This window comes from Paenarthrobacter sp. OM7 (genome assembly GCF_029873575.1).
Classification (GTDB): domain Bacteria; phylum Actinomycetota; class Actinomycetes; order Actinomycetales; family Micrococcaceae; genus Arthrobacter.
In genome coordinates this window covers 3,385,723-3,409,191 of sequence record NZ_CP123579.1, presented here as the reverse complement: position 1 = coordinate 3,409,191, position 23,469 = coordinate 3,385,723, and the positions used below count along the sequence as shown (strand labels likewise).

The following is a 23,469-nucleotide window of genomic DNA, read 5'->3' as shown; positions in this document are numbered from 1 at the left end:
GTTGCTGTAAATCGATCACGGGATGCGAAAAAATACATTGACCTGGAAAGTTGCATATGTGACAGGGTTGTCATAAGCTATTCACGGATCCACTAAATGCCTCCGGTGGGTCTGATGCGAACGGAGATTGTGGTCCCGGTTCGGTGCAGCGTATGACTCGTAACGTTGCAACGAACCGGGGCCATTCCTTTTAACCTCAAACTCCGTGGCGTCCTGACCTTCTTTGAACACAGAACAGCCCCTATGCAACCAATAGAGGGTGCATAGGGGCTGAAAGTCGTTCTAACAGGGTCAGGAAGCCACGGAGGCCCCAGGGGAATTAGTCTTCGTCGTCGTTGAAGGCCCACTCGAACATGTCGAACACGAACTCGGAGAACGTGCCTTCCTCGCTCTTCCACTGGCCGCGTGCGTTGTTGCGGCGCCAGACGATGGGGTCCGGGATGCTGAGGTCGGCGGTACGGAAGCCCCAGGTGAACTGCTCGTCTTCATCCTCAAGGAACATGAGGAAACCTTCGTCATCGACTTCGAGTTCCTCGGGGTCCCAGAAGTAGTGGTACGCCTCCATGAGGTCCTCGCAGCCACCGATTGCGAGGTAGAACTCGCGCAGGACCAGCGGGATGGTGAACGTGTGATCGGAGAGGGCGTCGTCCAGTTCGTCGGGCGTGAGGCCGTCTTCTTCCTGCCATTCATCCTCGAGATACTTTGGGACCAGCGCGCGGAACTTCTCGAGGAACATGTCAGTCATGTACTTATCCTAGCTAATCCCGGGCACCCGAAATTGCGCCCGGGCCGGCGCCGGGGCGGTGCCAGCCACGAACGGCCAGGGGTACGTGCCAGCTGCGTCGCCAGGCCGTCACGCGGAAGGCGAAAACAACGGCTGCCACAACGCACGCATGGAGCCCAGTGAACGTACCCAGATGCCAGAGGAGGGTGGTGAGGCCTGCCCCCACAAACGCCGGAAGCGCATAGAGATCGCGGGCGTTAAACAGCGTAGGAATTTCGTTCGCCGTAATGTCGCGCAGCAGGCCTCCGCCCACCGCGGTGGTGACACCGAGCAGGATCGCGGCCACGGGGTTCATTCCGGCAGTCAGGGCCTTCAGCGTTCCGGTGATGCAGAACAGAGCCAGCCCACCGGCGTCGAACAGTGTTAACAGGGACGTGAAACGCTGGACCGAGGAGAACAGGAAGTAGACCAGCATCGCAGCGAGCAGCGGGGGAGCCAGGTAGGCGGGATTTGTGAAGGCAATCGGGGGACCGACGTTGATGACGATGTCGCGGATCACGCCGCCGCCAAGGGCAACAATGGAGCCGAGGAGCACGGAGCCAACGATGTCGAACTGTTTGCGGGCGGCCAGCAGGGATCCCGAGACCGCGAAGAAGAACACGCCAACCAGGTCAAGCCAAAGGAGGACGATGTCGATGGAAATCAAGTGGACGGGTTCTTTCTGGATACGACTCTCAATAGATGCTGGCTCAACGTTACGCTAGCTCCCATGAACAGCCCCGTTTTGATCGCTTGCGCCCACGGAACCCGGAACGCCGAAGGGCAGGCCGCCATCCGTCGCGTAATGGCGGAAATTGAAGCCCTCCGTCCCGGGTTGCGCGTGGTTGAGGCATACGTCGACGTCCAGGAACCCGAGCTGGGCGGCGTGGTGGAGGGCCTGCCCGAGGGGACTGCCGCCGTCGTCGTCCCGCTTTTGCTGTCCACCGGCTTCCACATCAAGGTGGACGTGCCCAAGGCAATCAAGACCCGCCCGGAGGTAGTGGCCGCCCGGCCGTTGGGTCCGGACCCGCGGCTCGCTGAGTTGTTGGCCACACACTTGCGCGCGGCGGGGCTGCAGGAGCACGACGGCGTCCTGCTGGCTGCCGCGGGATCGTCCCTTCCGGACGGCTCGGTTGATTCGGAAGAGCAGGCGCGACTGCTCGCCGAGCTGCTGCCGAACAAGGTGCGGGTGGCCTATGGTGCCAGCGCCCAGCCAACAGTGCCCGACGGCGTCGCCTCCTTGCGTGCCGAACTCGCCGCCGAGCCGAGCGGACCGAGCGGACCAGCAGGCAGGGTTTTCATTGCCTCGTACCTGCTGGCGACAGGCTATTTCCACGATCAGTTGGCGAAGGCCGGCGCGGACGTTGTCGCGGCTCCGTTGCTGCCGTCAAAGGTGCTCGCGGAGATCGCGCTGGAACGGTACGACGCAGTGTTGGAAAGGCTCTCCTAACCTTTATTCACGCGGAAAAGGGGCCAAATCGACCTGCACAAAACAGGCCCTCCGGACAAGGCCGCTGGCGTGTTCGTGACGAAATGTTTCCCTAGGTGACTTAGCATTTCCGGACCTTTGCTGGCGAAATCTGGCCAGACCTACAGTCGATGTATGACAGATACAGCTGTAGCCGGTGCGTCCTCGGACACCGCAGTTCCCTCGCGTCCGGCGCGCACCCGCCCTGCCGCCAAGCCCCACGGCCAGTGGAAGGTTGACGGCACCGCGCCACTGAACGCCAACGAAACCTGGAAGCAGGAAGACAACGGACTGAACGTCCGTGAGCGCATCGAGTCTGTCTACTCCAAAGAGGGCTTCGATTCGATCGACGGAACGGACCTTCACGGCCGCTTCCGTTGGTGGGGCCTCTACACCCAGCGCAAGCCCGGGATCGACGGCGGCAAGACGGCAACGCTTGAGCCGCACGAGCTCGAAGACAAGTACTTCATGCTCCGCGTGCGCATCGACGGCGGTGCGCTGACCACCGAACAGCTGCGCGTCATCGGACAGATTTCCGTGGACTTCGCCCGCGGCTCTGCCGACCTGACGGACCGCCAGAACATCCAGCTGCACTGGATCCGCGTTGAAGACGTGCCGGAGATCTGGCGCCGCCTCGAGGGCATCGGGCTGTCCACCACCGAGGCTTGCGGCGACGTTCCCCGCGTTATTCTTGGTTCCCCGGTTGCGGGCATCGCCAAAGACGAGATCATCGACCCCACGCCGCTGATCCACGAGCTCGCCGAACGCTTCATCGGCGACCCCGAGCTGGCCAACCTGCCGCGCAAATACAAGACCGCCATCACGGGCCACCCGTCCCAGGACGTGGTGCACGAGATCAACGACTTCGCTTTGGTGGGAGTTGTCCACCCCGAACTCGGCGCCGGCTACGACCTCTGGGTTGGCGGAGGCCTCTCCACCAACCCCCGCCTGGCCGAACGCCTCGGTGTGTTCGTCTCGGCCGACGTCGCCGCTGAAGTGTGGCTGGGCGTCACCAGCATCTTCCGCGACTACGGTTACCGCCGCATGCGTACCAAGGCCCGACTGAAGTTCCTCATGAACGACTGGGGTCCGGCCAAGTTCCGCCAGATCCTGGAAGACGAATACCTCGGCTTCAAGCTTCCGGACGGCCCCGCCGCTCCCAAGCCCACCGCTCCGGGTGACCACATCGGCGTCCACGAGCAGAAGGACGGCAAGTTCTTCATCGGCGTCACCCCGACTGTGGGCCGCACCTCTGGCGAGGCCTTGGTTCAGTTGGCTGACACTCTGGAGAAGCACGGCAGCTACCGCCTGCGCACTACGCCGCACCAGAAGCTTGTCATCCTGGACGTCGCCAAGGAGCAGGTGGAACCCCTGATCGCCGAACTGGACACCCTGGGCCTCTCCGCCCGGCCGTCCGTGTTCCGCCGCGGCACCATTGCCTGCACAGGCATTGAATTCTGCAAGCTGGCCATCGTGGAAACCAAGGTCACGGCCGCTACGGCCATCGCCGAGTTGGAACGCCGCCTGGCCGACCTCGTGGAGACCAAGGAGCTGCCGTCGGCACTGTCCCTCCACATCAATGGCTGCCCCAACTCCTGCGCACGCATCCAGACGGCCGATATCGGCCTGAAGGGCATGATGCTGCCAACGCCGGACGGCGACCCCACCCCGGGTTTCCAGGTCCACCTCGGTGGCGGGTTGGCCAACAATGAGCGCGAGGAAGCCGGTCTGGGACGTACGGTCCGCGGCCTCAAGGTCACCGTGGAAGACTTGCCCGACTACGTGGAGCGTGTGGTCCGTAAGTTCGTCGCCGTTGGCGCCGAGGGCCAGACCTTCGCTGAGTGGGCACACTCCGCCGATGAAGGAGATCTCCAATGACAGATCCCGTCACCATCACCAACCTCGCCGCTGCGGCAGCCCGGCCGGCACTGCGTTCCCATGAAGAGCTCAAGGCACTTGCTGAGGCCGGGGCCGCCGAGCTCGGCTGGAACGCCTCCGCCACCGAAGCCATCGCCTGGGTGGCCCGCAACTTTGAGCTGCCCACCGTCACGGTGGCCTGCTCCATGGCCGACGCCGTCCTTCCGGCTTTGGTCGCGGACCAGCTTCCCGGCGTCGACGTCTTGTTCCTGGAGACCGGCTACCACTTCAAGGAAACGTACGACACCCGTAACGAAGTTGCCGCGAATCTGCGCGTCAACGTGGTGGACGTCCTCCCGGAAACCACCGTGGAACAGCAGGACCGACTGCTTGGCAAGGACCTGTTCGCCCGCGACCCTGCACAGTGCTGCGCCCTCCGCAAGGTCCAGCCCCTGCGCCGCTCACTGGCCGGCTACGAGGTGTGGTTCACCGGGGTCCGTCGCGACGAGGGCCCCACACGTACCAACACACCGGTTGTCACCTGGGATGAGGGCTTCGGCCTGGTCAAGGTGAACCCGATGGTCGACTGGACCTTCGACCAGCTGATCGAGTACTCCGAGGACAACATCCTTCCCGTCAACCCCCTCCTGAGCCAGGGCTACCCGTCCATCGGCTGCCAGCCCTGCACCCGCCAGGTTGCCCCGGGTGAAGACCCCCGCGCCGGCCGCTGGGCAGGTTCCGACAAGACAGAATGCGGACTACACACATGAGCACCCAAACAACCAGCGAGGACCTCGAGTTGAACCAGTTGCAGAGTGAGGCTGAGGGGTCCGCCGCGGCGTGGCGGACATCGCGAAGCGGGCACGGCGGACCCTCAGCCGAGCGTTTGAGCAGCCTGGACACCCTCGAGTCCGAAGCCATTCACATCATCCGTGAGGTCGTCGCCGAGTTCGAGAAGCCTGCGCTGCTGTTCTCCGGCGGCAAGGACTCCGTGGTCATGCTGCACCTGGCCACGAAGGCGTTCTGGCCGGGCAAGGTTCCCTTCCCGGTCCTGCACGTGGACACAGGCCACAACTTCCCGGAGGTCATCGACTTCCGGGACCGCACTGTTGAGCGTCTTGGCCTGAAGCTTGTGGTGGGCTCGGTCCAGGAGTTCATAGACCGCGGCGAACTGGCTGAGCGAGCCGATGGCACCCGCAACCCGCTGCAGACCGTTCCGCTGTTGGACGCCATCCAGCGCAACAAGTTCGACGCCGTGTTCGGCGGCGGCCGCCGCGACGAGGACAAGGCCCGCGCCAAGGAGCGCATCCTGAGCCTCCGCGACGAATTCGGCCAGTGGGATCCGCGCAACCAGCGTCCTGAACTGTGGAACCTGTACAACGGCCGCCACACGGTGGGCCAGCACGTCCGTGCGTTCCCCATCAGCAACTGGACCGAGCTGGACATCTGGCGCTACATCGAGCGCGAGAACATCGAGCTCCCCAGCCTCTACTACGCCCACGAGCGCGAAGTCTTCGCCCGCGACGGCATGTGGCGCGCGGTGGGCGAAGTCTCCCAGCCGCTGCCCAACGAGGAAGTCATCACCAAACTGGTGCGCTACCGCACGGTGGGGGACATGTCCTGCACAGGTGCTGTGGAATCCGATGCGCGCACCGTGGCCGACGTCGTTGTTGAAGTCGCTGCCTCCACCCTGACCGAACGTGGCGCCACCCGAGCAGATGACCGCATCTCCGAGGCAGCCATGGAAGACCGCAAGAAGGACGGCTACTTCTAAATGAGCACCGAAACACTGGCAGCCGGGTTGGAAACAGCCTTGCCCACAACACTCTTCCGTTTCGCCACTGCCGGCTCGGTGGACGACGGCAAGTCCACTCTGGTGGGTCGCCTCCTTCACGATTCCAAGGCGATTCTTGCTGACACGCTCGACGCCGTTGCCCGCACCTCTGCGGACCGTGGCTTCGGAGGCGAAAAGGGCGGGATCGACCTCGCCCTCCTGACCGACGGCCTGCGTGCTGAGCGCGAGCAGGGCATCACCATCGATGTCGCTTACCGCTACTTCGCCACCGATCGCCGCAGCTTCATCCTGGCGGACTGCCCCGGCCACGTTCAGTACACCAAGAACACGGTGACCGGCGCGTCCACTGCGGATGCCGTCGTCGTACTGATTGACGCCCGCAAGGGTGTGCTGGAGCAGACCCGTCGTCACCTGTCCGTTCTACAGCTGCTGCGCGTTGCCCACGTGATTGTGGCCGTGAACAAGATTGACCTGGTGGAGTTCAGCGAGCAGGTGTTCCGCGACATCGAGACCGATGTGCAGAAGGTTGCCCGCGAGCTCGGACTGGGTTCCGATGGTGTTGCTGACTTGCTGGTGGTTCCTGTGTCCGCCCTTGATGGCGATAACGTGGTGGACCGCTCCGAGCGCACCCCTTGGTACACCGGTCCTGCGCTGTTGGAGGTCCTCGAAACCCTCCCGGCCGCTGACGAGCTCGAGGCCGAACTGGAGAGCTTCCGCTTCCCGGTCCAGCTGGTGATCCGTCCGCAGGGTGCCTTGGCTCCGGATGCTGTTGCTGCCGGGCTCGATGTGGAGGCATACCGCGATTACCGTGCCTACGCCGGCCAGATCACCGAAGGGTCGGTCAAGGTTGGCGACGAAGTGAGTGTCATCAGCCCGGGCCACGAACCGCGCACCACCACGGTGATCGGCATCGACTTCGCCGGCCAGTCGTTGGACGAGGCCGCAGCACCGCAGTCGGTGGCTGTTCGTCTGGCTGACGAGATCGACATCGCCCGTGGCGACACCATCGCCGCTGCCGGTACGGTCCGCGAAAGCACTGCAGACCTGTATGCGTCGTTGGCTTGGCTCTCGCCGAAGCCGTTGCGTGAGGGCCAGAAGGTCCTGGTGAAGCACGGTACGCGCACGGTCCAGGCACTGGTCCGGAACGTCACCGGCAAGCTGGACCTCGCCACGTTCAACGTTGAGCCGGCGACCAACCTGGAACTTAACGACATCGGACACGCACAGCTTCGGCTCTCTGCTCCGTTGCCGTTGGAGAACTACCTGCACCACCGCCGCACCGGCGCTTTCCTGGTGATCGACCCCATCGACGGCAACACCCTTGCCGCCGGCTTGGTCAAGGACCACCCGGGCGACCACGAAGACGAACGTTACGTCATCTAGGGTCACACGTAGTCACAAAACCGCAGCTTGTTCGCGACTCCTCACGTTGTACGGCGGGAATTTCGGACAAGCTGCGGTTTTCTTTTTGGGGAAGGACCCATGCCACAAAACACCACGCTCAGCACGTACTTGGCCGCCGGCAAGGACTTGGTCCTGGACGGTGCCCTGGCCACTGAACTCGAGGCGCACGGCTGCGACCTGGAAGACGCGTTGTGGTCTGCCAAGGTCCTGCTGGAGAAGCCGCATCTGATCAAGCAGGTCCACCGCGACTACTTCGACGCCGGTGCCTCTGTGGCCATCACGGCCAGCTACCAGGCCACTCCGCAAGGTTTTGCACGGCGGGGCTTGTCCGTTGATGAGTCGTTGGAGTTGGTGGCGTTGAGCGTCCGGCTGGCCGACGAAGCCCGCCAGGAAGCCTTGGCGGAGGGTTCTGCGAACGGCCCTTTGCTGGTGGCCGGATCGGTGGGCCCCTACGGCGCCTACCTTGCCGACGGCTCCGAGTACCGCGGTGATTACACGCTTTCTGCCGCGGAATTCCGGGACTTCCACCGCCCGCGTATCGCGGCGCTGGTGGAGGCCGGCGCGGATTTCCTGGCGTGCGAGACGCTGCCGTCGTTCGCCGAAGCGGAGGCGCTGTTGGCGCTCGTGGCAGAGTTCGACGTCGAATCCTGGTTTACGTTTACGCTGCGGGACAGCGGTCACATCAGTGACGGAACGCCCCTTGCGGACGTCGCGGCGTTGCTGCGCGCGGAACCGCGGGTGGCCGCCGTCGGAGTTAATTGTGTGCCGCTGGAACTGGTGACGGACGCGCTGGGCACTCTCCAGCAGTCCTCCGACAAGCCGCTGGTGGCTTACCCGAATTCCGGTGAAACGTACGATGCCGTGACCAAAACGTGGGGTCCGTCGGAGGGCGTTCAGGGCACCGGAACCTTGGCTGGAAACGCAGCCGTTTGGCAGGACCGGGGCGCCCATCTCATAGGTGGCTGCTGCCGCACAACTCCGCGCGACATTGAAGCCCTCGCGGCGAATATGACGCCACGTGAACCTGCGTGAACCTTGATTTCTACGGGATTGAAGCCGAAATATGACAGTCCCTACTGTGAAGGCATGACCTCTCCGGAATGGTCCTTGCTTGCCCTCGACGGGCGATGTCACGGGGCCTGATCTTCGCCCCCACTTCGCATCCCACATTCATAAGGACCCACCCTCATGTCGAACACCCCCGAGTCACAGAAACCCGATTCCGGCACCACCCGCATCGTCGCCGGTGAGACCGCGCCCAAACCCAAACGTCGTCGCACTGTGGAGATCGCGCTGGCCGTGGGCCTGGTGCTGCTGATCGGTGCAGGCGCCGCGGTTGCTTCCGCTGTTTCGCAGAACAACCAGGCCGCGCCGGCACCCACCACGTCCCCGGCTGCTGAGCTGAAGCTCGGCTACTTCAGCAACGTCACGCACGGCCCGGCGCTGGTAGGCACCAGCAAGGGCCTGATCGCCAAGGAGCTCGGCGATACCAAGCTGAGCACGCAGGTCTTCAATGCCGGCCCCGCAGCGATCGAAGCCTTGAACGCCGGCGCCATCGACGCCACGTACATTGGCCCGAACCCGGCCATCAACTCCTTCGTCAAGAGCAAGGGCGAGTCCATCAGCATCATCGCCGGTGCAGCATCGGGCGGTGCGCAGTTGGTGGTCAAGCCGGAGATCAACTCCGCGGCCGACCTCAAGGGCAAGATCCTCAGCTCCCCGCAGCTTGGCGGAACCCAGGACGTGGCCCTTCGCGCCTGGCTGGGCGATCAAGGTTTCAAGACCAACACTGATGGCAGCGGCGACGTCAACATCAACCCGACCGAAAACGCCCAGTCACTGAAGCTCTTCCAGGACGGAAAGCTCGACGGCGCGTGGTTGCCTGAGCCGTGGGCCTCCCGCCTGGTGCTTGAAGCAGGAGCGAAGGTGCTGGTTGATGAAAAGGACCTGTGGGAAAACGGTGACTTCACCACCACCATCTTGATCGTGAATAAGAAGTTCGCCGCGGAACACCCGGAAACCGTGAAGGCTCTCCTGAAGGGTCACGTTGAATCCGTGAACTGGCTCAACTCGGCCTCGGCTGAGGAGAAGGCGACCACCATCAACGCGGTCCTGAAGGACACGGCAGGCAAGCCGCTTCCGGCCAACGTGATTGAGCGGGCGCTCCAGAACATCAAGTTCACTACAGACCCCTTGGCCGGAACGTACAACAAGCTGCTGGAAGACGGTGTGAAAGCCGGGACAACCCAGCAGGCCGACATCAACGGCATCTTCGATCTCCGCACCTTGAACGAGGTTGAAGGCAAGAAGACCTCAGCCGCAGGTCTTGGCCAGGACTAAGCAGTAACGGGCTGGTCCGCTTCCCCTTGCGGTTCACACGGGGGAGGCGGGCCGGCTTTTGGCCGCATCAGCTTTACCAATCAACACGAAGGACGGGACCATGCCAGTCGTACTCGAGAACCTGGGCAAGCGCTTCGGCGACGGCGCCCCGGTGCTGGACGACGTCAACGCCACCATCGCTCAAGGCGAGTTCGTCGCCCTCCTCGGTGCGTCCGGCTGCGGTAAGTCCACCTTGCTGAACATCATGGCGGGACTGGAACCGCCGACGTCGGGCGCTCTTGAAGTACCCAGCGACGGCGCTGCCTTCATGTTCCAGGACGCGGCCCTGTTCCCGTGGCTGACCGCACGCGGGAACATTGAGTTGGCGTTGCAGTTGGCGGACAAGTCCAGCACCAAGGCGAGCCGGCGCGAACGCGCTACCGAACTGTTGGAACTGGTCCACCTTGGTGGCGCCGGCGACAAGCGCCCGCACGAATTGTCCGGCGGCATGAGGCAGCGCGTTGCGTTGGCCCGTTCACTGGCCCAGGACCGGCAGTTGCTGCTGATGGACGAGCCGTTTGCAGCCCTTGATGCGATCACCCGCGATCTTCTGCACGACGAGCTTGAGCGGATCTGGAAGGAAACGGGCCGGACCATCGTGTTCGTCACCCATAACGTGCGCGAAGCTGTTCGTCTGGGTCAGCGCGTGCTGCTGCTGTCCTCACGTCCCGGCCGTGTGGTGGCCGAATGGGATGTCACCGAGGAACACCGTACCGATGCCGGCCGTGCCGGGGAGCTGACCGGTGTCATTACCCGCCGTCTTCGCGAGGAGATCCGCCGCCATGCCAAGTAACCCCATCACCACCGAAGAGCGGACCCTTCCCGTGACAGATTCCAAAGAGCACATCACTTCGCCGTCGCTGAAGGGCAACGCCTCGGAACTCAGGGACCTCGAAGCCGGTCTGGACAACCTCCAGTCCGACAGTGGGCGCAAGGCCGGCATCGAATGGAAGCGCGTGCTGCTGCCCGTCGCTGCACTTGTGGTGCTTATCCTCGCGTGGCAGTTCTATGTCTCCCTTGGATTCAAACGGCGCGACCTCGTTCCCGGGCCCCTTGACGTCCTCACCCAGTTCGTGACGATGTGGGGCGAAGGCAAAGTCCAGGAAGCGGTGTGGACTTCGCTGCAGCGTGGTGTGATCGGCTTCCTGATCTCCGTGGTCATCGCTACTCCCGTGGGGTTGATCCTGGCTCAGGTAGCTCCCTTGCGCCGTGCGTTCGGGCCTCTGATCTCCGGGTTGCAGGTTTTGCCGTCCGTGGCATGGGTTCCCGCTGCGATCATCTGGTTCGGCCTGACCGACGCCACCGTCTACTTCGTGGTGTTCATGGGCGCTATTCCGTCCATCATCAACGGGCTCATCTCCGGTGTGGACCAGATCCCGCCGCAGTACCGCAGCGTGGGCACAGTCCTTGGCGCGAACCGGCTCCAGATGGCCTTGCAGATTGTCCTGCCCGCCGCGCTTCCCGGGTACATCGGTGGGCTGAAGCAGGGCTGGGCTTTCTCCTGGCGCTCCCTCATGGCCGCCGAAATCATCGCAGTGGGCGGCACCATCGGCTTCGGGCTGGGCTCACTGCTGGATCAGGGTCGACTGCTCTCCGATATGACCATTGTGATGTCCGCGATCCTGCTGATCCTGTTCGTAGGCATCCTGATCGAGCTCCTGGTGTTCGGGCCGATCGAGAAGCGACTGCTGCAGCGCCGGGGTTTGCTGGCGGGCAGCAGCCGCTAACCATTGGAGTTTTTGTACACGTAATGCCCTTAAGAGCGCTTCTTAGGGGCATTACGTGTACAAAAACTCGCCCTTCCCGGCCGGATCTGGTTTCGACCCGGACGAAATGCTACGTTGCCACCAGCCTTTGCATGTGGGGGAGGCGATTCCCGGGAGTCGTGTGAAGGGTGGCAGGTCATGACCAGGCAGCAAAGAATCACGATGGTTGCGGTAGTTGCATTGCTTGCCGTGACGTCGTGTGCAGCGCCAGCCCCGCAGCCGGATGCGGAAGCGAAGGCCGCTGTCCAGGCCCTCATTGAGCGGGCGATCGACCGCAGGAACCATCAAGTGGTCAGTGGCTTCTCTTCCGCCAAGGAAGACATCGGCAAGGATTTTGTGCCGGACGCAGTCGATCGTATTGAGCTGGAGTACGGACAGCTCCACCAACGCAGGGACGCGATTGCTCCCCATGGCGTCCTTTTGACGGACAGCGGCTCGGAGATCACCGTCAAGAAATTCACCATCACCGATGCCGGCGCCAACATAGAGATTTCGGAGCAGACACAGCTGGAACACGGTCCGGTGCACGGCGTGCAAGGCCCCAGCGAAGGCTACGTCTACGACCAAAAAGTTGAACTGGCAAAATCCGGGGAAGGCTGGAAGATCGTCAGTATCTCCCCTCTCAGGCCGGGCAAGCCTTACCCGACGACAATTGTTGATCCAGACACGCTTTAGGCGCTCGGCACTTCGCGTCGGCCGCTGCATAACAGTCGACTTCCGGACGGCGCGCAAAGGCTCGACGGCGACCTCCCGCCGTCGAGCCCTTGCGTCACCAGACGGTGAGGTTAGAGTCCGGTCAGCAGATCCCGCATTTCCCGAATCTCTGCTTCCTGCGCCGTGACGATGTCCTTGCCTAGCTGGACAGCCTCCGGGTTCTTGCCCTGGGCTATCTCGGTTTTGGCCATGGTCACAGCACCTTCGTGATGCGCGATCATCTGCGTCAGGAAGAGCTTGGCCGCTTCAACACCCTGGGCATCCCTGAGCTTCTGCAGGTCCGCCTCGCTCAGCATGCCGTCCATGCCATGGCCGCCATGCCCGGAAGATCCCATGACAGGCACGTTCCAGCTCTTCAGCCAACCCGTCATCTTCTCTATTTCGGGTGCCTGCGCGTCTTTGATCTTCACGGCCAAGTCGGTAATCGAGGCGGGGATGTCAGCCTTTGCCAGCATGACGTCGGACATCTCCACTGCTTGGGAGTGATGGGGGATCATCATCTGGGCGAACATGGTGTCTGCGGCGTTGTGCCCGGCGTCGCTGCTGTTCGCAGAGGGGCTGACGGAAGTGCCGGAACTTCCGTGGTCCATGCCCGGCATGGAACCGGAGCCGGGGTTGGAAGCGCAACCAGCCAGGGCAAGCAGAGCTGCGAGAGCCGCTCCGGTCACAGTGAAGTGAGTTCTGTTCATGAGTAAAAGTCCTTTGCATTTCGGGCGGCGTTGATAGTCAGTCGCCCGGTGGTGAGCAGGTGGTGAATGGATGTGCGGTCCCGGCTGTTACCGGACCACCCAGTGCTCACGTGCGGCTGATGCAGAGTTGCCCGGGTGTAGGACCGTGGGGTTGGTAGGACCAGGACGGAAGAATGGTGGGCAGTTCCCATGATGCAGGGGTGACTTCGCCTGTCGTGCCGGGTGGGGGAGCGCTCAGAGAAGCTGTTGTGAGGGATGGGATGCAACCGGCAGCCTGAGTGCAGGAGCAGCTTCCAAATTCCGTGCCGTGATCGTCGCCAGCCGAGGCGCCGCTCACCTCATGAGAAGGGCCGTGCGCGTGGTGGGATGAGGAGGTGCTCACTACAGGTGATGCCGCATGAGACGCATGCGTTCCCCCTGCCCCATGCGGACCGCTGATGATGTGCATTCCGAATATGCCTGCAATGACGGCCGTTACCAGAAGTAGAAGCAACGCCCGCACGAGGGAGGCGGCAAGAGCTTGAGGGGACAGCTGCTTGCTCATGATGCTTCACCACCTTCGTCCACTTCCAGTGGTGACAGTATACCCCCATAGGGTATCTGAGAGGGTGCGTTATTGTTGGCACTCCTGGCCCTATGCATTCCTCCGATTTCCGGTGCGCTATTGCGATTCGAGGCCTAGAATCGTCGAATGGGCCTTCTAACGTTCAGCATCAACGTCACGCTCGATGGTTGCGTGGACCATCAGGAGGGCATCGCCGACGACGAGACGCACGCCCACTTCACGCGTCTCCTGGATCAGAGCGGCGCAATGCTCTGGGGCCGGACTACCTACGAAATGATGGAGGTTTACTGGCCCTTGGTTGCCCGTGGCGAAGTAGAAGCGCCGCCAGCCCTACGCGAGTGGGCGATCACGTTGGAGGGAAAAGCCAAGTACGTCGTTTCCACAACGCGGAGCGACTTCCCCTGGACCAACAGTCATCGGCTGGTTGGCCAACTGGGTACGGCCGTTCAGGAGCTTAAGGACAGGACTCCCAAAGGGGTGCTTGTTGGCAGCGGGAAACTAGCAACAGAGTTGGACCGATTGGGCCTGATCGACGACTACAAATTCCTCATCCACCCCATGATCACAGGCCACGGACCCACCCTTTACCAAGGCGGACTGCCCAGCACCCGGCATCTTGAGCTGATCTCAGCCGAGCCGCTCAGTAACGGAGCGGTGGCGATGCATTATCGCCGGGCTGTCTGACGAATGTGCAGGCAACATGACAACCCCAACCATCCCCATGAACTCCGGTTTTAGAAATCTCCACCGGGATATATGCCCTCGGGCAATGTGAAGCACGGCGAACCGGAATCAATGCGAATCTGATGTGGGGCTAACCCTTCGGCGACAATATAGTTTTCATCGCTTGTGTTGTGAGGGCTTACTTGGACTTCGTAGGATCCTCTGATATCAAGCCTGTTCCCGACTTCGTATTGTCCAATTTGATAGTGGGTTTCGACTTCTTTCAGGATCGGCTCGATTTTGGTTTTTCCGGTGACCGTGATTGTCGTTGAACCATTCCAGCTGTGCTGGGTCTTGTTGCAGGACAAGAGCACGCCCTTCTTCTTCTGATCGATCGAGATAACAGCTTCTTTTGGGATCAGGGCGGCGATCTCCAGTTCCATTGCTTGTGTATGAGCTTTCGCTTGCTGCCATGTCAGCTCAGCATTCATCGTTGCCTCCTGTGTTTTGGCCGCAGTTGGCACAGTCGACTCCGTCGAACTCCCGGTGGGTGGCCCGGCGCAACCGGCAAGCCCGATTGAAACGACCAGCATCAACGCCATGGCGCCGCTCCGAACCCTCATCGAATCGCACTTCCCAGCATGTCCATGAGAGCCTGTTCGTTGTCCTCGCTATTAGAGGAGATGAGGTTACGGTTGTTCATGAGGACCTAAAAATCCCCACCCGGGTAGATGCCCTCGGGCAAGGTGAAGCACTCAGATCCTGATGCAATACGGATTTCGTTTGGAGACAATCCTTCGGAGACGATGTAACTCTCCCCTGGAGCAGGCGGGTCGATTTGGATTCGATAGTTTTCGTTTACATTTCTATCTACGGACACATTTAAGCCATTCGCACGGTAGTGGGCTTCGATGTCCTTCACGACCGACTGGATTTTGGTTCCTTCAGCTACCGTGACCGTGGTTGAAGCATTCCAGTTGTGCTGCGTCTTGTCGCAGGACAGAAGCACGCCCTTCTTCTTCTGATCAATCGAGATGACAGCATCTTTTGGGATCAGCGCGACGATCTCCAGTTGTATGGCTTGTGCGTGGGCTTTAGCTTCCTGCCAGGTTAGTTCAGCTTTCATCGGTTCCTCTTGTGTTTTAGCAGGCGTTGGCACGGTCGACTGGATTGAACCCGTGTTGGGGTTTCCAGCACAAGCGGCGAGCCCGATCGAACCTGCCACCAGCCACAACGCCATGGCACCGCGACGTGCCCTCATCTAGCCACAATTCCAAGCCTGTCTTTGAGTACTTGCTTGCTTGTCTTCGCTTGTGGAGGCGATGAGGTTCTGGTTGCTCATGAGGATCTAGAAATCCCCACCCGGGTAGATGCCCTCGGGCAAAGTGAAGCAAGGCGAACCTGATGCAATGCGAATGACGCCGGGATCGTCCTCCCTGATGAGATACATTTCCGAGGTGGCCGGATCGCTTATCTCAACACGAAAGGTGCCTTGTATGGTCCGGTCGCTTGAGACCTCAAAACGATGATCCGTGTAGTGTGCCCGAGCAGCCGTCTCAAGTTCTTTCACGACAGATTCAGCTTCGCTTCCCTGAGTCAGCGTGATCGAAGTCGAACCGTTCCAGTTGTGTTCGGTATTGCTGCAGGATAGGAGAACGCCCGTCTCTTTCTGGACTATGGAAGTAATCTTGTCCTTTGGGATCAAGGCCGCGATCTCCAGCGCTTCCTTTTCCGTGCTTGCTTTAGCTTCCTGCCACCTCACTTGCGTAACCACGTTATGTTCCTCTCTTGGAATGTCCGAAGTTGCGCAGCTTGAGACGCCACCAATGGTCACGATCGCGGCGATGTAGGCTGCAAAGTTGGAAATTTTCATCGTTTCAACACCTCAGACACTTCATCCAAAACCCTCCGGTTGTCCTTGCTGTTTGAGGCGATGAGGTTGTGGTTTTCCATGAGGATGTTCCCTTCTTCGACGGTGTTAATCGCCCTAAGTTGGTCGTCGTGGGGGCCGCGGTAATAGTGCTGTTCGAACTCATCCCGATGAATGGGGTTATTTCCATCCCACACCACCCCTCTCTTCGTGATGAGGTTGGGAACTCCCTGACCATGGACGAGCAGATCATAGTAGTACAGGTTCGAGTATTCCGTGGTTGGCTGTGGTTTCCAGTCCGGGAGCATTCCGGCCCCGGCGAGGGATATTACTTTGTCATATCGGGCTCCGGCGACTTCGGAGCTGGTGAGGTTCGCCAGGCCCCAGCTGTGTCCGATGCCGGTTTGTTCGGCACCGTTCAGGTAGGGGTCAGTGCGCATCCCGGTCTCGAAACCTGCCAGTTGCTGCCCCGAGGTGCGTGCGAGTTTCTCATCGTTCGCCTCACCAATTCTCGCCAGGTTGGGACCGCCGGCGGTGTCCTCCTCCCCGGGGAACCGCCCATCCTTATAGACGAAAGCCACGGTCCCTGACACGTTGTCATTGAGATACTTCGAGACCTGCTGTACGCCGCCTTCGTAGAAGATGTTCATCCCGGTGAAGGTTCCTGGGACGTAGGTGATCACGTGCCGTGTGTCGGGGCCCGGGGTGCCGATCATTTCCAGGATCCGGGACTGGTCCCGGTCATAGAGGTAAAGCTGTACGTCCCCGGCTTCCACCTGCTTCAGGTATGCCACCTCATTTTGCAGCATTTTTGTTCGGTTCGGGTCGTGGTGTGCTTGGCCGATCCCCGACAACTTCCGGGCTGTTTCCAGGTCGTTCTCCGCCGCACGGAGCAAGCTTGGCGCGTTCAACTGGTTAGCCCGGACCCGGGCCAGTGCGGGCATCCCGTCCAACGCGCCGAACATGGCCGGAGCCGCAGCCAGCAGCAGCTCCTGCACCGGCGTGAACCCGGACTCGTTCACTGCAGTGTGGGCTCCCGTTTTCAGGCCCGCCCACCAAGCCCCGATTTTCGATGGGTCCATGCCTCGCAGGGTCTGCTGCCATCCGGGTATTGTGGCCAATGCCTTCACGTCAGCTTCGGAGGCAGTGGACAAGTAGCCCAGCAGCGCCGAGCCCGATAAGGTCATCGGCGCCGTTGCAAGCACAAGAACGCCGTTCGATACCGTTATCTGCCCGAGGTCACCGCTCCCACCGGCAGCACGGAACGTCGACGCGATGTCGGAAAGCCGGGTCGCGTCCTGATGGTTGTCTTCCAGGAACCGTCGCAGCCCGCCACGGACAGCGTCGAGATCAGAGTGCACCCAGAAGCACTTGTCCTCGAACTCGGACACAGCTGCACTGACTCTGTTGGCCGCGCCTCGGTCTGAGCCGTCCTGGATCCTGAAGGTTGACACTGCGGAGTCCAAGGTGTCCGGATCAGCGGAACTCGCCCCACCAGTGCTTCCACTCGCCCAGACACGAAACCCCTGCCGTGCAGTCTCCACGCTCACCACCGGACGGTCAGTCGCCTCCATCGACGGGCGCGGCCCCACATCCACTGCAAAACCGCCGCCAGCGCGCGCCCAACCGGAGGCAAGCGCCCACTCCGTCACCTGATCCAAGCGACGCTGCTCAACCTCCGCGGCGCTCTTCGCTTCCTGTACCCGACGGGCAACGTCTTCCAACATATGGACCAGCTCCGAACGGGCCGCCCGTTCAGCGGCAACGTTCTCCCGGAAACAGTCAGCGAACACGCCCCGGAATTCCGTAAGAGCAGCAGTCGAGATCGATTCCCGTCCGCCGCGTTGATCCTGCAGCGTACGCGCTGCGTCTCGACATGCACCGATCAGACGATCGGCAACCCCCGTGTCGAAATTCATTTTACTCCATCGAATAGATAAACCCCCGACGGCTCCACTATACCTAATGCGCTCGACGAATTCTGAATCACTTTCAGAAGGCGCTGAGCGGTGGGCGAGCGGCTCCGTGGAATTCTCCGGGCCCCCGCGGAGTTGTCCCGAACATGCACAACAAACGGATCGGTTTCCTCTCCTTCGGTCACTGGGCCCGCGTCCCGGGTTCCCTCGTGCCAACGGCTGGGGAGGCCCTGAAACAGGGCATCGAACTCGCTGTGGCCGCTGAGGAACTGGGCATCGACGGGGCCTTCTTCCGAGTGCACCACTTCGCCCGGCAGCAAGCATCGCCCTTTCCACTGCTGAGCGCTATTGCGGCACGGACCAGCCGGATCGAAATGGGCACCGGCGTGATCGACATGAGATACGAAAACAGCCTCTACATGGCCGAGGAAGCAGCAGCCACAGACCTCATCAGTGATGGGCGGTTGCAGCTCGGAGTGAGCCGTGGTTCACCCGAACCCGCACGGAACGGAGCAGCGAACTTCGGCTACGTCCCCGAGGACGGTGAGGACGGTGGCGACATGGCCCGCCGCCACACTGCATTGTTCCGCAAAGCCATCGCCGGGCACGGGGTGGCCGAAGCGGACCCCCATTACGCCGGCGGGGCCACAGGTCTGCTGCCCATCCAACCCCAGTCACCCGGCCTCCCGCAGCGGATCTGGTGGGGCGCCGGAACCCGCAAGACGGCCGTGTGGGCAGCAGAGCAAGGCATGAACCTCATGAGCTCAACCCTCCTCACTGAGGACACGGGAGTGCCTTTCGATGAACTGCAAGCCGAGCAGATCCGAATGTTCCGCGAAGCTTGGGCCGCCGCAGGGCACGACTTTGAACCAAGGATTTCCGTCAGCCGCAGCGTCATCCCCATCGTGGACGACGTCGACAACCACTACTTCGGTCTGCGTGCCCAAGCGGACAGCCAGGACCAGGTGGGAATTCTCGACGGCGCCTTGTCCCGCTTCGGGAAAAGCTACATCGGCGAGCCGGATCAACTGGCGGACGAACTGGCGAAGGACGCAGCAGTGCAAGCAGCCGACACGGTCCTGCTCACAGTGCCCAACCAGCTTGGCGTCGACTACAACGCCAAGCTGCTGGGCAACGTCGCCAAGCACGTCGCCCCTGCTTTCGGTTGGAGCGCCAAAGCCTAGGACGCCACAGCCACCAGCTCGAGAACAGAAGACGAAGCAGGCTCCACGAACACCCGGTACCCCCGTTCGTGATCGAACCCATGGATTTCACGCGTATCCAAAGCAGCCATGAATTCGAGGGTCTGCCGGGTGACCACCTGGCCAGGGACCAGGATGGGGAACCCGGGCGGATAGGGCGTAACGAACCCTGCCGAGACCACTTCCTGTCCCTTGGCCACCGCCGCAGCCACCTCAGCCGCGGACAGGTACACCGTGGAATCGGGTTTGTAACTCTCAAAGTAGGCGGCCCGGATATCACCGTCCTCGCAGGAATCATCCCTACGGAAGCGCGCGGCGAAGGTGCTGAAGTCCGGGAGCGGGGGAGTCGGGCGGGGAGCGTCGGACGAGGCAGGTAGCGTCCGAGCCCGCGCCGAAGGATGCGGGTTCTCAAAGCCTTCAGCGAGTTTCACCAGGACCTCGATCAGGTACGCCACGGAGCTTCGGGACGTGCCGATGTTGGTCATGAACAGCACAGTGTTCCGTGACGTCTTGTTCACCTGGATGCCGTGATCGTCCATGAGGTAGCTGTGGCGGAAAGTGTCGCCGTCGATCCCTGTTTTGCTGATGTCCAGCGTGAGGCGGCTGGGATCGATGACGAACTCGTCCCGCTGCCAGGCGTCCTCCAGCTCCGACAGCCCATCCCGCAGCGGCATGCTGGAGCCGGTTTCCCTATAGCGCGGACCGATGAGGTCCCGCGAGGTCAGCACACGGAAGTACTTCTTCAGCAGGGGATGCCGGGCCACGGCTTGGGCCACGGATACGGCAAGGTCGGATTGCCGTTGCACCAGGCCGAAACCTTCCAGTTCCACCTGTCGTCTGCCAATGTCCAGGGAAGCCAGAATTTGGTAGTTGGGGGAGGTGGACGTGTGGGTCATGTACGCCTCGCGGAAGGACTCCCGGTTGGAGTCGGCGAAGTCTTGGTCATACACGTGGATCATGGAACCCTGCCGCAACGAGGTCAACGTTTTGTGGGTTGACTGCGTTGCGTAGACCCGGAGGCGTGCCTTGGCAGGATCCGGAATAAGCCTGGTGTTGAGCCAGGCTTCGTCATCAACGGGTTCGCCGGTGACCGGGTCATGAAGGGCGGCGGCCTGTTCCGCGTACCGGGTGGCGTAGGCAGGATCGCTGAAGGAAGCTTCCAGGGCGGCTGCTGCCGCCATGCCGGTTCGACGGCGGTACACCGGATGGGAGCGGGCGAAGGCAAACCACGCCTCATCCCATAGGAAGACGAGATCCGGTTTGATGGCCAGGCATTCCTCCATGACCCTTTCGACGTCGTACACAACGCCGTCAAAGGTGCAGTTGGTGAGGGTCACCATTTTCACCTCGTGGAGCCGGCCCGCCCGGCGGTACTGCAGGAGCCTGCGCTTCAGGCTGGCCAGAGGGACAGCACCATAAAACGCGTACTTGTCCAGGGGATAGGCATCCAAGTAGGACACACGGGCACCGGCAAGCATAAAGGCGTAGTGGTGCGATTTGTGGCAGTTGCGGTCCACCAGCACAACATCGCCCGGGGCAAGCAGGGACTGGTGCACGATCTTGTTGGCCGTGGATGTGCCGTTGGTGACAAAGTAGGTTCGTTGCGCCCCAAAGGCCCGGGCGGCGAGTTCCTGTGCGCGTTTGATGGACCCGTGCGGATCCAGCAAAGAGTCCAGACCGCCTGAGGTGGCGGACGTTTCGGCCAACAGGAGGTTTGTCCCGTAGAAATCGGCCATGTCCCGGATCCACGGTGACGTTCCTACAGACGCACCCCGGGAAATCGGCAGGGCGTGGAAGACGCTGGCCGGGCGGCGGCTGTAGTCCTGCAGCGCCGTGAAGAACGGTGTTTCGTAGCGTTCGGCCACCCCGGACAGCAGTGACAGATGCAGGTCCAGATGATCCTGTCGCCGGAAAATCCGCCGGAACTTCCTGGTGAGGGATCCCGCCAGGGACTCGATGGAAACCCCTGCCACCAAGTAGACGTCCAGTTCCGGCCGCAGCCCGGAAATTGCATCGGCCAGCGCAAGGATCCGTCTGATGGGTCGCGAGTCCTGCAAGTCAGCCGAGGTATGCCGGGCCAGGAACCGCTGGAGGTCGCTGCCCAACAGATGGGAGCTGCGGAGGGAAAAGCCCGGGCGAAGAACAACGGACTGGATATCGGGGTTCAGCATGATGGCCACCAAGGCATCCTCATAGCTGGGAACCACGTTGACCGTGTACGTGAACGCATCCGAAGGACGGCGCTGCGCAGCCATGGTGTTCTTGAGCGCCTCGGCTTCTTCGGGCTCCATGGTGTCCACCACCAGGACCTCAAAGCGTGGCCGCTCCGCCGGCTCGGGCTGGTCAACAGCTTCCTCGTCCGGGAGCTCAGCGCGCGGCACCGCAGCTGTTTCCCCGGCAGAGGCGAGCGGGAGGTGGGACAAACCGCCCAGAAGCTGGAGCGCGGCCTGGGGTTCGCCGTCGTCGATTAATTGGCGCAACTGGGCCACGGTGTTGACTCCAGGCTCGGCCCAATAGGGTTCCACCGCCGCCAGGAGGGCAAAAGTCCGGTCGATCTGGGACAGCAAACCAGACTCCTGGTGTCGGGCCGAAGCGAGCTGCCTGAGGGCGTATCCCAAAAACTCCCACGCATCGGCACGGGACCGCCAGGCCCTGCTGGGAGTGCCGATTCTGGGGGACGGGGAAGGGTTGCTCATGTGTTTCACTTTCAAACTGAAAAGGGGTCTAGGACATCAGGGCTGTGCGGATGCGGCCGCGATACGCGTACCAGCCGGCGATCAGCAGCGGAGCCAACACCAGCAACGAGGTCAGCACCCAGCGACCTGTTTCCGAGAACCCCATCGTGACCAAGACAAAGGCCAGGAACCCGAGCGTGAGGTAGGAGGTAAAAGGCGCTCCGAACAGCCGGAAGGCCGGGCGTACCACCTTGCCGCTGCGTACCCATCGCTGGAGCTTGATGTGGCAGAGCATGATGGTGGCCCAGCCGCCGATGATGCCCACGGCCGAGACTTCGAGCACGATTTCGAAGACCTGTGATGGGACAACGGCGTTCAATCCAACGCCCACCAGGGTGATGACCGCTGTCAGGAGGATGCCACCGTAGGGCACTCCGGACGCGCTGATCCGTCCGGTGAATTGCGGAGCCGAGCCGTTCACAGCCATGGACCGGAGGATGCGGCCAGTGGAATAGAGACCGGCGTTGAGGCTGGAGAGCGCGGCGGTGAGGACCACGAAGTTCATCACGGACGCGGAGATGGCTCCGGCCTGCGGATCGCCGAGGTGCGAGAAGAAGGTGACAAAAGGGGACTCGCCGGCTTTGTAGGACGTGAAGGGAAGCAGGAGCGAGAGCAGCAGGACGGAGCCCACGTAGAACACCCCGATGCGGATTACTACGGTGTTCACGGCCTTGGGCATCACCTTGTGGGGGTTGGCGGTTTCGCCGGCTGCAGTGCCCACGAGTTCCACGGCGGCATAGGCGAACACCACGCCGCTGATGGCCAGGAGCGGCGCCACGGAGCCCATGGGGAACATGCCGCCGTTCTCAGCGATGACGTTGAAGCCCGGAACGCCAACGTCCGTCCGTCCGCCGAAAACAATGAAGCAGATTCCCACCACGAGGAACGTCACCAAGGCGCCCACCTTGATCATGGCGAACCAGAACTCCATCTCGCCAAAGATCTTCACGGACACCAGGTTCAGGGAGAGCACCACTACCAAAGCGATCAACGCGATCAACCACTGCGGGATGTCGTTGATGGGTGCCCAATATTGGCCCCAGAACTTCACGTACAGGGCAACCGCGGTGACGTCCACTATGGAGGTCATGGCCCAGTTCAGGAAGTAGAGCCAGCCCGCGGTGTAGGCCATTTTCTCGCCGTAGAACTCGCGGGCATAGGAAACGAACGAGCCGGAGGTGGGGCGGTACAGCACCAACTCGCCCAGTGCCCGCAGGATCAGGAACGCGAAGAATCCGCAGACGGCATAAACGAGGACCAACGCAGGTCCGGACCCGTTGAGGCGGCCTCCGGCGCCCATGAAGAGCCCGGTACCGATCGCACCTCCGATGGCGATCATCTGGATCTGCCGGGGCTTAAGGGTTTTCCGGTACCCGGTTTCCTCTTGGGCGAAAGCGTTCGACGACGGACTGGCAGCCAGGTCTGTCGGGGAGGGAAGGGTTTGTGTGGACGCAGGGGTGGGTATCACTTCGGGGGTCTCCTTTGACTCCGTTGCCACCACAGGGTGGCTCAATACTCCACAACGTGGGGCTGGCTGCCTCGCAGTTGTGCCTGAAATTGGCCGCGCTGCAGTCAGTCTTTGTGGTGTGTGGGACAGTCACCAACTCTAGGTCGCTGCCGTCACCAACAAATTGGCTGGCGAACCAAATTCAGGGCCCGGCTCTTGTGCCGCGGGGACAACAC

21 protein-coding genes are annotated in these 23,469 nt (G+C 61.9%); 12 read left to right on the top strand and 9 right to left on the bottom strand.

Going from position 1 to position 23,469, the window contains the following annotated elements; genetic code table 11:
* Window positions 1–319: 319 nt before the first annotated feature.
* Both QEH68_RS15735 and QEH68_RS15730 read right to left on the bottom strand, forming a co-directional pair.
* Window positions 320–745, bottom strand: a complete 426-nt coding sequence (locus tag QEH68_RS15735; RefSeq protein WP_280623335.1) for a hypothetical protein — start codon at window positions 743–745, stop codon at window positions 320–322.
* A gap of 13 nt (window positions 746–758) precedes the next feature.
* Window positions 759–1,430: a trimeric intracellular cation channel family protein gene (locus QEH68_RS15730; protein ID WP_280623334.1), complete on the bottom strand. Its 672-nt coding sequence runs from the start codon at window positions 1,428–1,430 to the stop codon at window positions 759–761.
* On the opposite strand from QEH68_RS15730, the gene QEH68_RS15725 reads away from it, so the two are divergent.
* From QEH68_RS15725 to QEH68_RS15680, 10 genes are all read left to right on the top strand, one after another.
* Window positions 1,431–2,213: a CbiX/SirB N-terminal domain-containing protein gene (locus QEH68_RS15725; protein ID WP_280623333.1), complete on the top strand. Its 783-nt coding sequence runs from the start codon at window positions 1,431–1,433 to the stop codon at window positions 2,211–2,213.
* 153 nt (window positions 2,214–2,366) lie between these two features.
* The gene (locus QEH68_RS15720; RefSeq protein ID WP_280623332.1) at window positions 2,367–4,109 is read left to right on the top strand and encodes a nitrite/sulfite reductase; all 1,743 of its coding nucleotides are present in this window, start codon (window positions 2,367–2,369) and stop codon (window positions 4,107–4,109) included.
* Window positions 4,106–4,858, top strand: coding sequence for a phosphoadenylyl-sulfate reductase (locus QEH68_RS15715; RefSeq protein ID WP_207594352.1), 753 nt, complete (start codon window positions 4,106–4,108; stop codon window positions 4,856–4,858). Before QEH68_RS15720 ends, QEH68_RS15715 begins: the two co-directional genes overlap by 4 nt.
* Entirely contained in the window at window positions 4,855–5,862 is a 1,008-nt protein-coding gene (cysD, locus tag QEH68_RS15710; protein WP_280623331.1) for a sulfate adenylyltransferase subunit CysD, read from the top strand. The genes QEH68_RS15715 and cysD overlap by 4 nt, the downstream gene beginning before the upstream one ends.
* The gene (locus QEH68_RS15705; RefSeq protein WP_089595925.1) at window positions 5,863–7,266 is read left to right on the top strand and encodes a GTP-binding protein; all 1,404 of its coding nucleotides are present in this window, start codon (window positions 5,863–5,865) and stop codon (window positions 7,264–7,266) included.
* A 99-nt stretch (window positions 7,267–7,365) separates the two neighbouring features.
* Window positions 7,366–8,319 carry a homocysteine S-methyltransferase gene (gene mmuM, locus QEH68_RS15700; RefSeq protein WP_280623330.1) on the top strand — a complete coding sequence of 318 codons (954 nt, stop codon included), beginning with the start codon at window positions 7,366–7,368 and terminating at the stop codon, window positions 8,317–8,319.
* 156 nt (window positions 8,320–8,475) lie between these two features.
* The gene (locus QEH68_RS15695; RefSeq protein WP_207594349.1) at window positions 8,476–9,627 is read left to right on the top strand and encodes an ABC transporter substrate-binding protein; all 1,152 of its coding nucleotides are present in this window, start codon (window positions 8,476–8,478) and stop codon (window positions 9,625–9,627) included.
* Between the two features lie 100 nt (window positions 9,628–9,727).
* Window positions 9,728–10,459: an ABC transporter ATP-binding protein gene (locus QEH68_RS15690; protein WP_207594348.1), complete on the top strand. Its 732-nt coding sequence runs from the start codon at window positions 9,728–9,730 to the stop codon at window positions 10,457–10,459.
* Window positions 10,449–11,393: an ABC transporter permease gene (locus QEH68_RS15685; RefSeq protein ID WP_207594347.1), complete on the top strand. Its 945-nt coding sequence runs from the start codon at window positions 10,449–10,451 to the stop codon at window positions 11,391–11,393. The genes QEH68_RS15690 and QEH68_RS15685 overlap by 11 nt, the downstream gene beginning before the upstream one ends.
* Window positions 11,394–11,570: 177 nt before the next feature.
* Window positions 11,571–12,107, top strand: a complete 537-nt coding sequence (locus tag QEH68_RS15680) for a hypothetical protein (protein ID WP_280623329.1) — start codon at window positions 11,571–11,573, stop codon at window positions 12,105–12,107.
* Window positions 12,108–12,217: 110 nt separating this feature from the next.
* Here the strand turns inward: QEH68_RS15680 and QEH68_RS15675 are convergent, their stop codons facing one another.
* On the bottom strand, window positions 12,218–12,835 hold the full coding sequence (locus QEH68_RS15675; RefSeq protein WP_280623328.1) for a DUF305 domain-containing protein: 618 nt from the start codon (window positions 12,833–12,835) through the stop codon (window positions 12,218–12,220).
* A gap of 691 nt (window positions 12,836–13,526) precedes the next feature.
* Between QEH68_RS15675 and QEH68_RS15670 the strand changes: the two genes are divergently transcribed.
* On the top strand, window positions 13,527–14,084 hold the full coding sequence (locus QEH68_RS15670) for a dihydrofolate reductase family protein (protein ID WP_280623327.1): 558 nt from the start codon (window positions 13,527–13,529) through the stop codon (window positions 14,082–14,084).
* Between the two features lie 50 nt (window positions 14,085–14,134).
* Here the strand turns inward: QEH68_RS15670 and QEH68_RS15665 are convergent, their stop codons facing one another.
* The 4 genes from QEH68_RS15665 to QEH68_RS15650 form a co-directional block, all read right to left on the bottom strand.
* On the bottom strand, window positions 14,135–14,665 hold the full coding sequence (locus QEH68_RS15665; protein WP_157731872.1) for a hypothetical protein: 531 nt from the start codon (window positions 14,663–14,665) through the stop codon (window positions 14,135–14,137).
* 107 nt (window positions 14,666–14,772) lie between these two features.
* Entirely contained in the window at window positions 14,773–15,324 is a 552-nt protein-coding gene (locus QEH68_RS15660) for a hypothetical protein (RefSeq protein ID WP_280623326.1), read from the bottom strand.
* An 87-nt stretch (window positions 15,325–15,411) separates the two neighbouring features.
* Window positions 15,412–15,936, bottom strand: coding sequence for a hypothetical protein (locus QEH68_RS15655; protein WP_207594343.1), 525 nt, complete (start codon window positions 15,934–15,936; stop codon window positions 15,412–15,414).
* Entirely contained in the window at window positions 15,933–17,852 is a 1,920-nt protein-coding gene (locus QEH68_RS15650; RefSeq protein WP_280623325.1) for a hypothetical protein, read from the bottom strand. The genes QEH68_RS15655 and QEH68_RS15650 overlap by 4 nt, the downstream gene beginning before the upstream one ends.
* A 143-nt stretch (window positions 17,853–17,995) precedes the next feature.
* Here QEH68_RS15650 and QEH68_RS15645 point away from each other — a divergent pair, with 143 nt between their 5' ends.
* Complete coding sequence (locus tag QEH68_RS15645; RefSeq protein WP_280623324.1) at window positions 17,996–19,033, top strand: LLM class flavin-dependent oxidoreductase; 1,038 nt, start codon at window positions 17,996–17,998, stop codon at window positions 19,031–19,033.
* Here QEH68_RS15645 and QEH68_RS15640 read toward each other — a convergent pair.
* Complete coding sequence (locus tag QEH68_RS15640) at window positions 19,030–21,747, bottom strand: aminotransferase class I/II-fold pyridoxal phosphate-dependent enzyme (protein ID WP_280623323.1); 2,718 nt, start codon at window positions 21,745–21,747, stop codon at window positions 19,030–19,032. The two genes, QEH68_RS15645 and QEH68_RS15640, sit on opposite strands and share 4 nt — an antisense overlap.
* A gap of 28 nt (window positions 21,748–21,775) precedes the next feature.
* A complete protein-coding gene (locus tag QEH68_RS15635) occupies window positions 21,776–23,206 on the bottom strand; it encodes an amino acid permease (protein WP_280628025.1) in 1,431 nt (476 codons plus the stop codon).
* Between the last annotated feature and the right edge of the window lie 263 nt (window positions 23,207–23,469).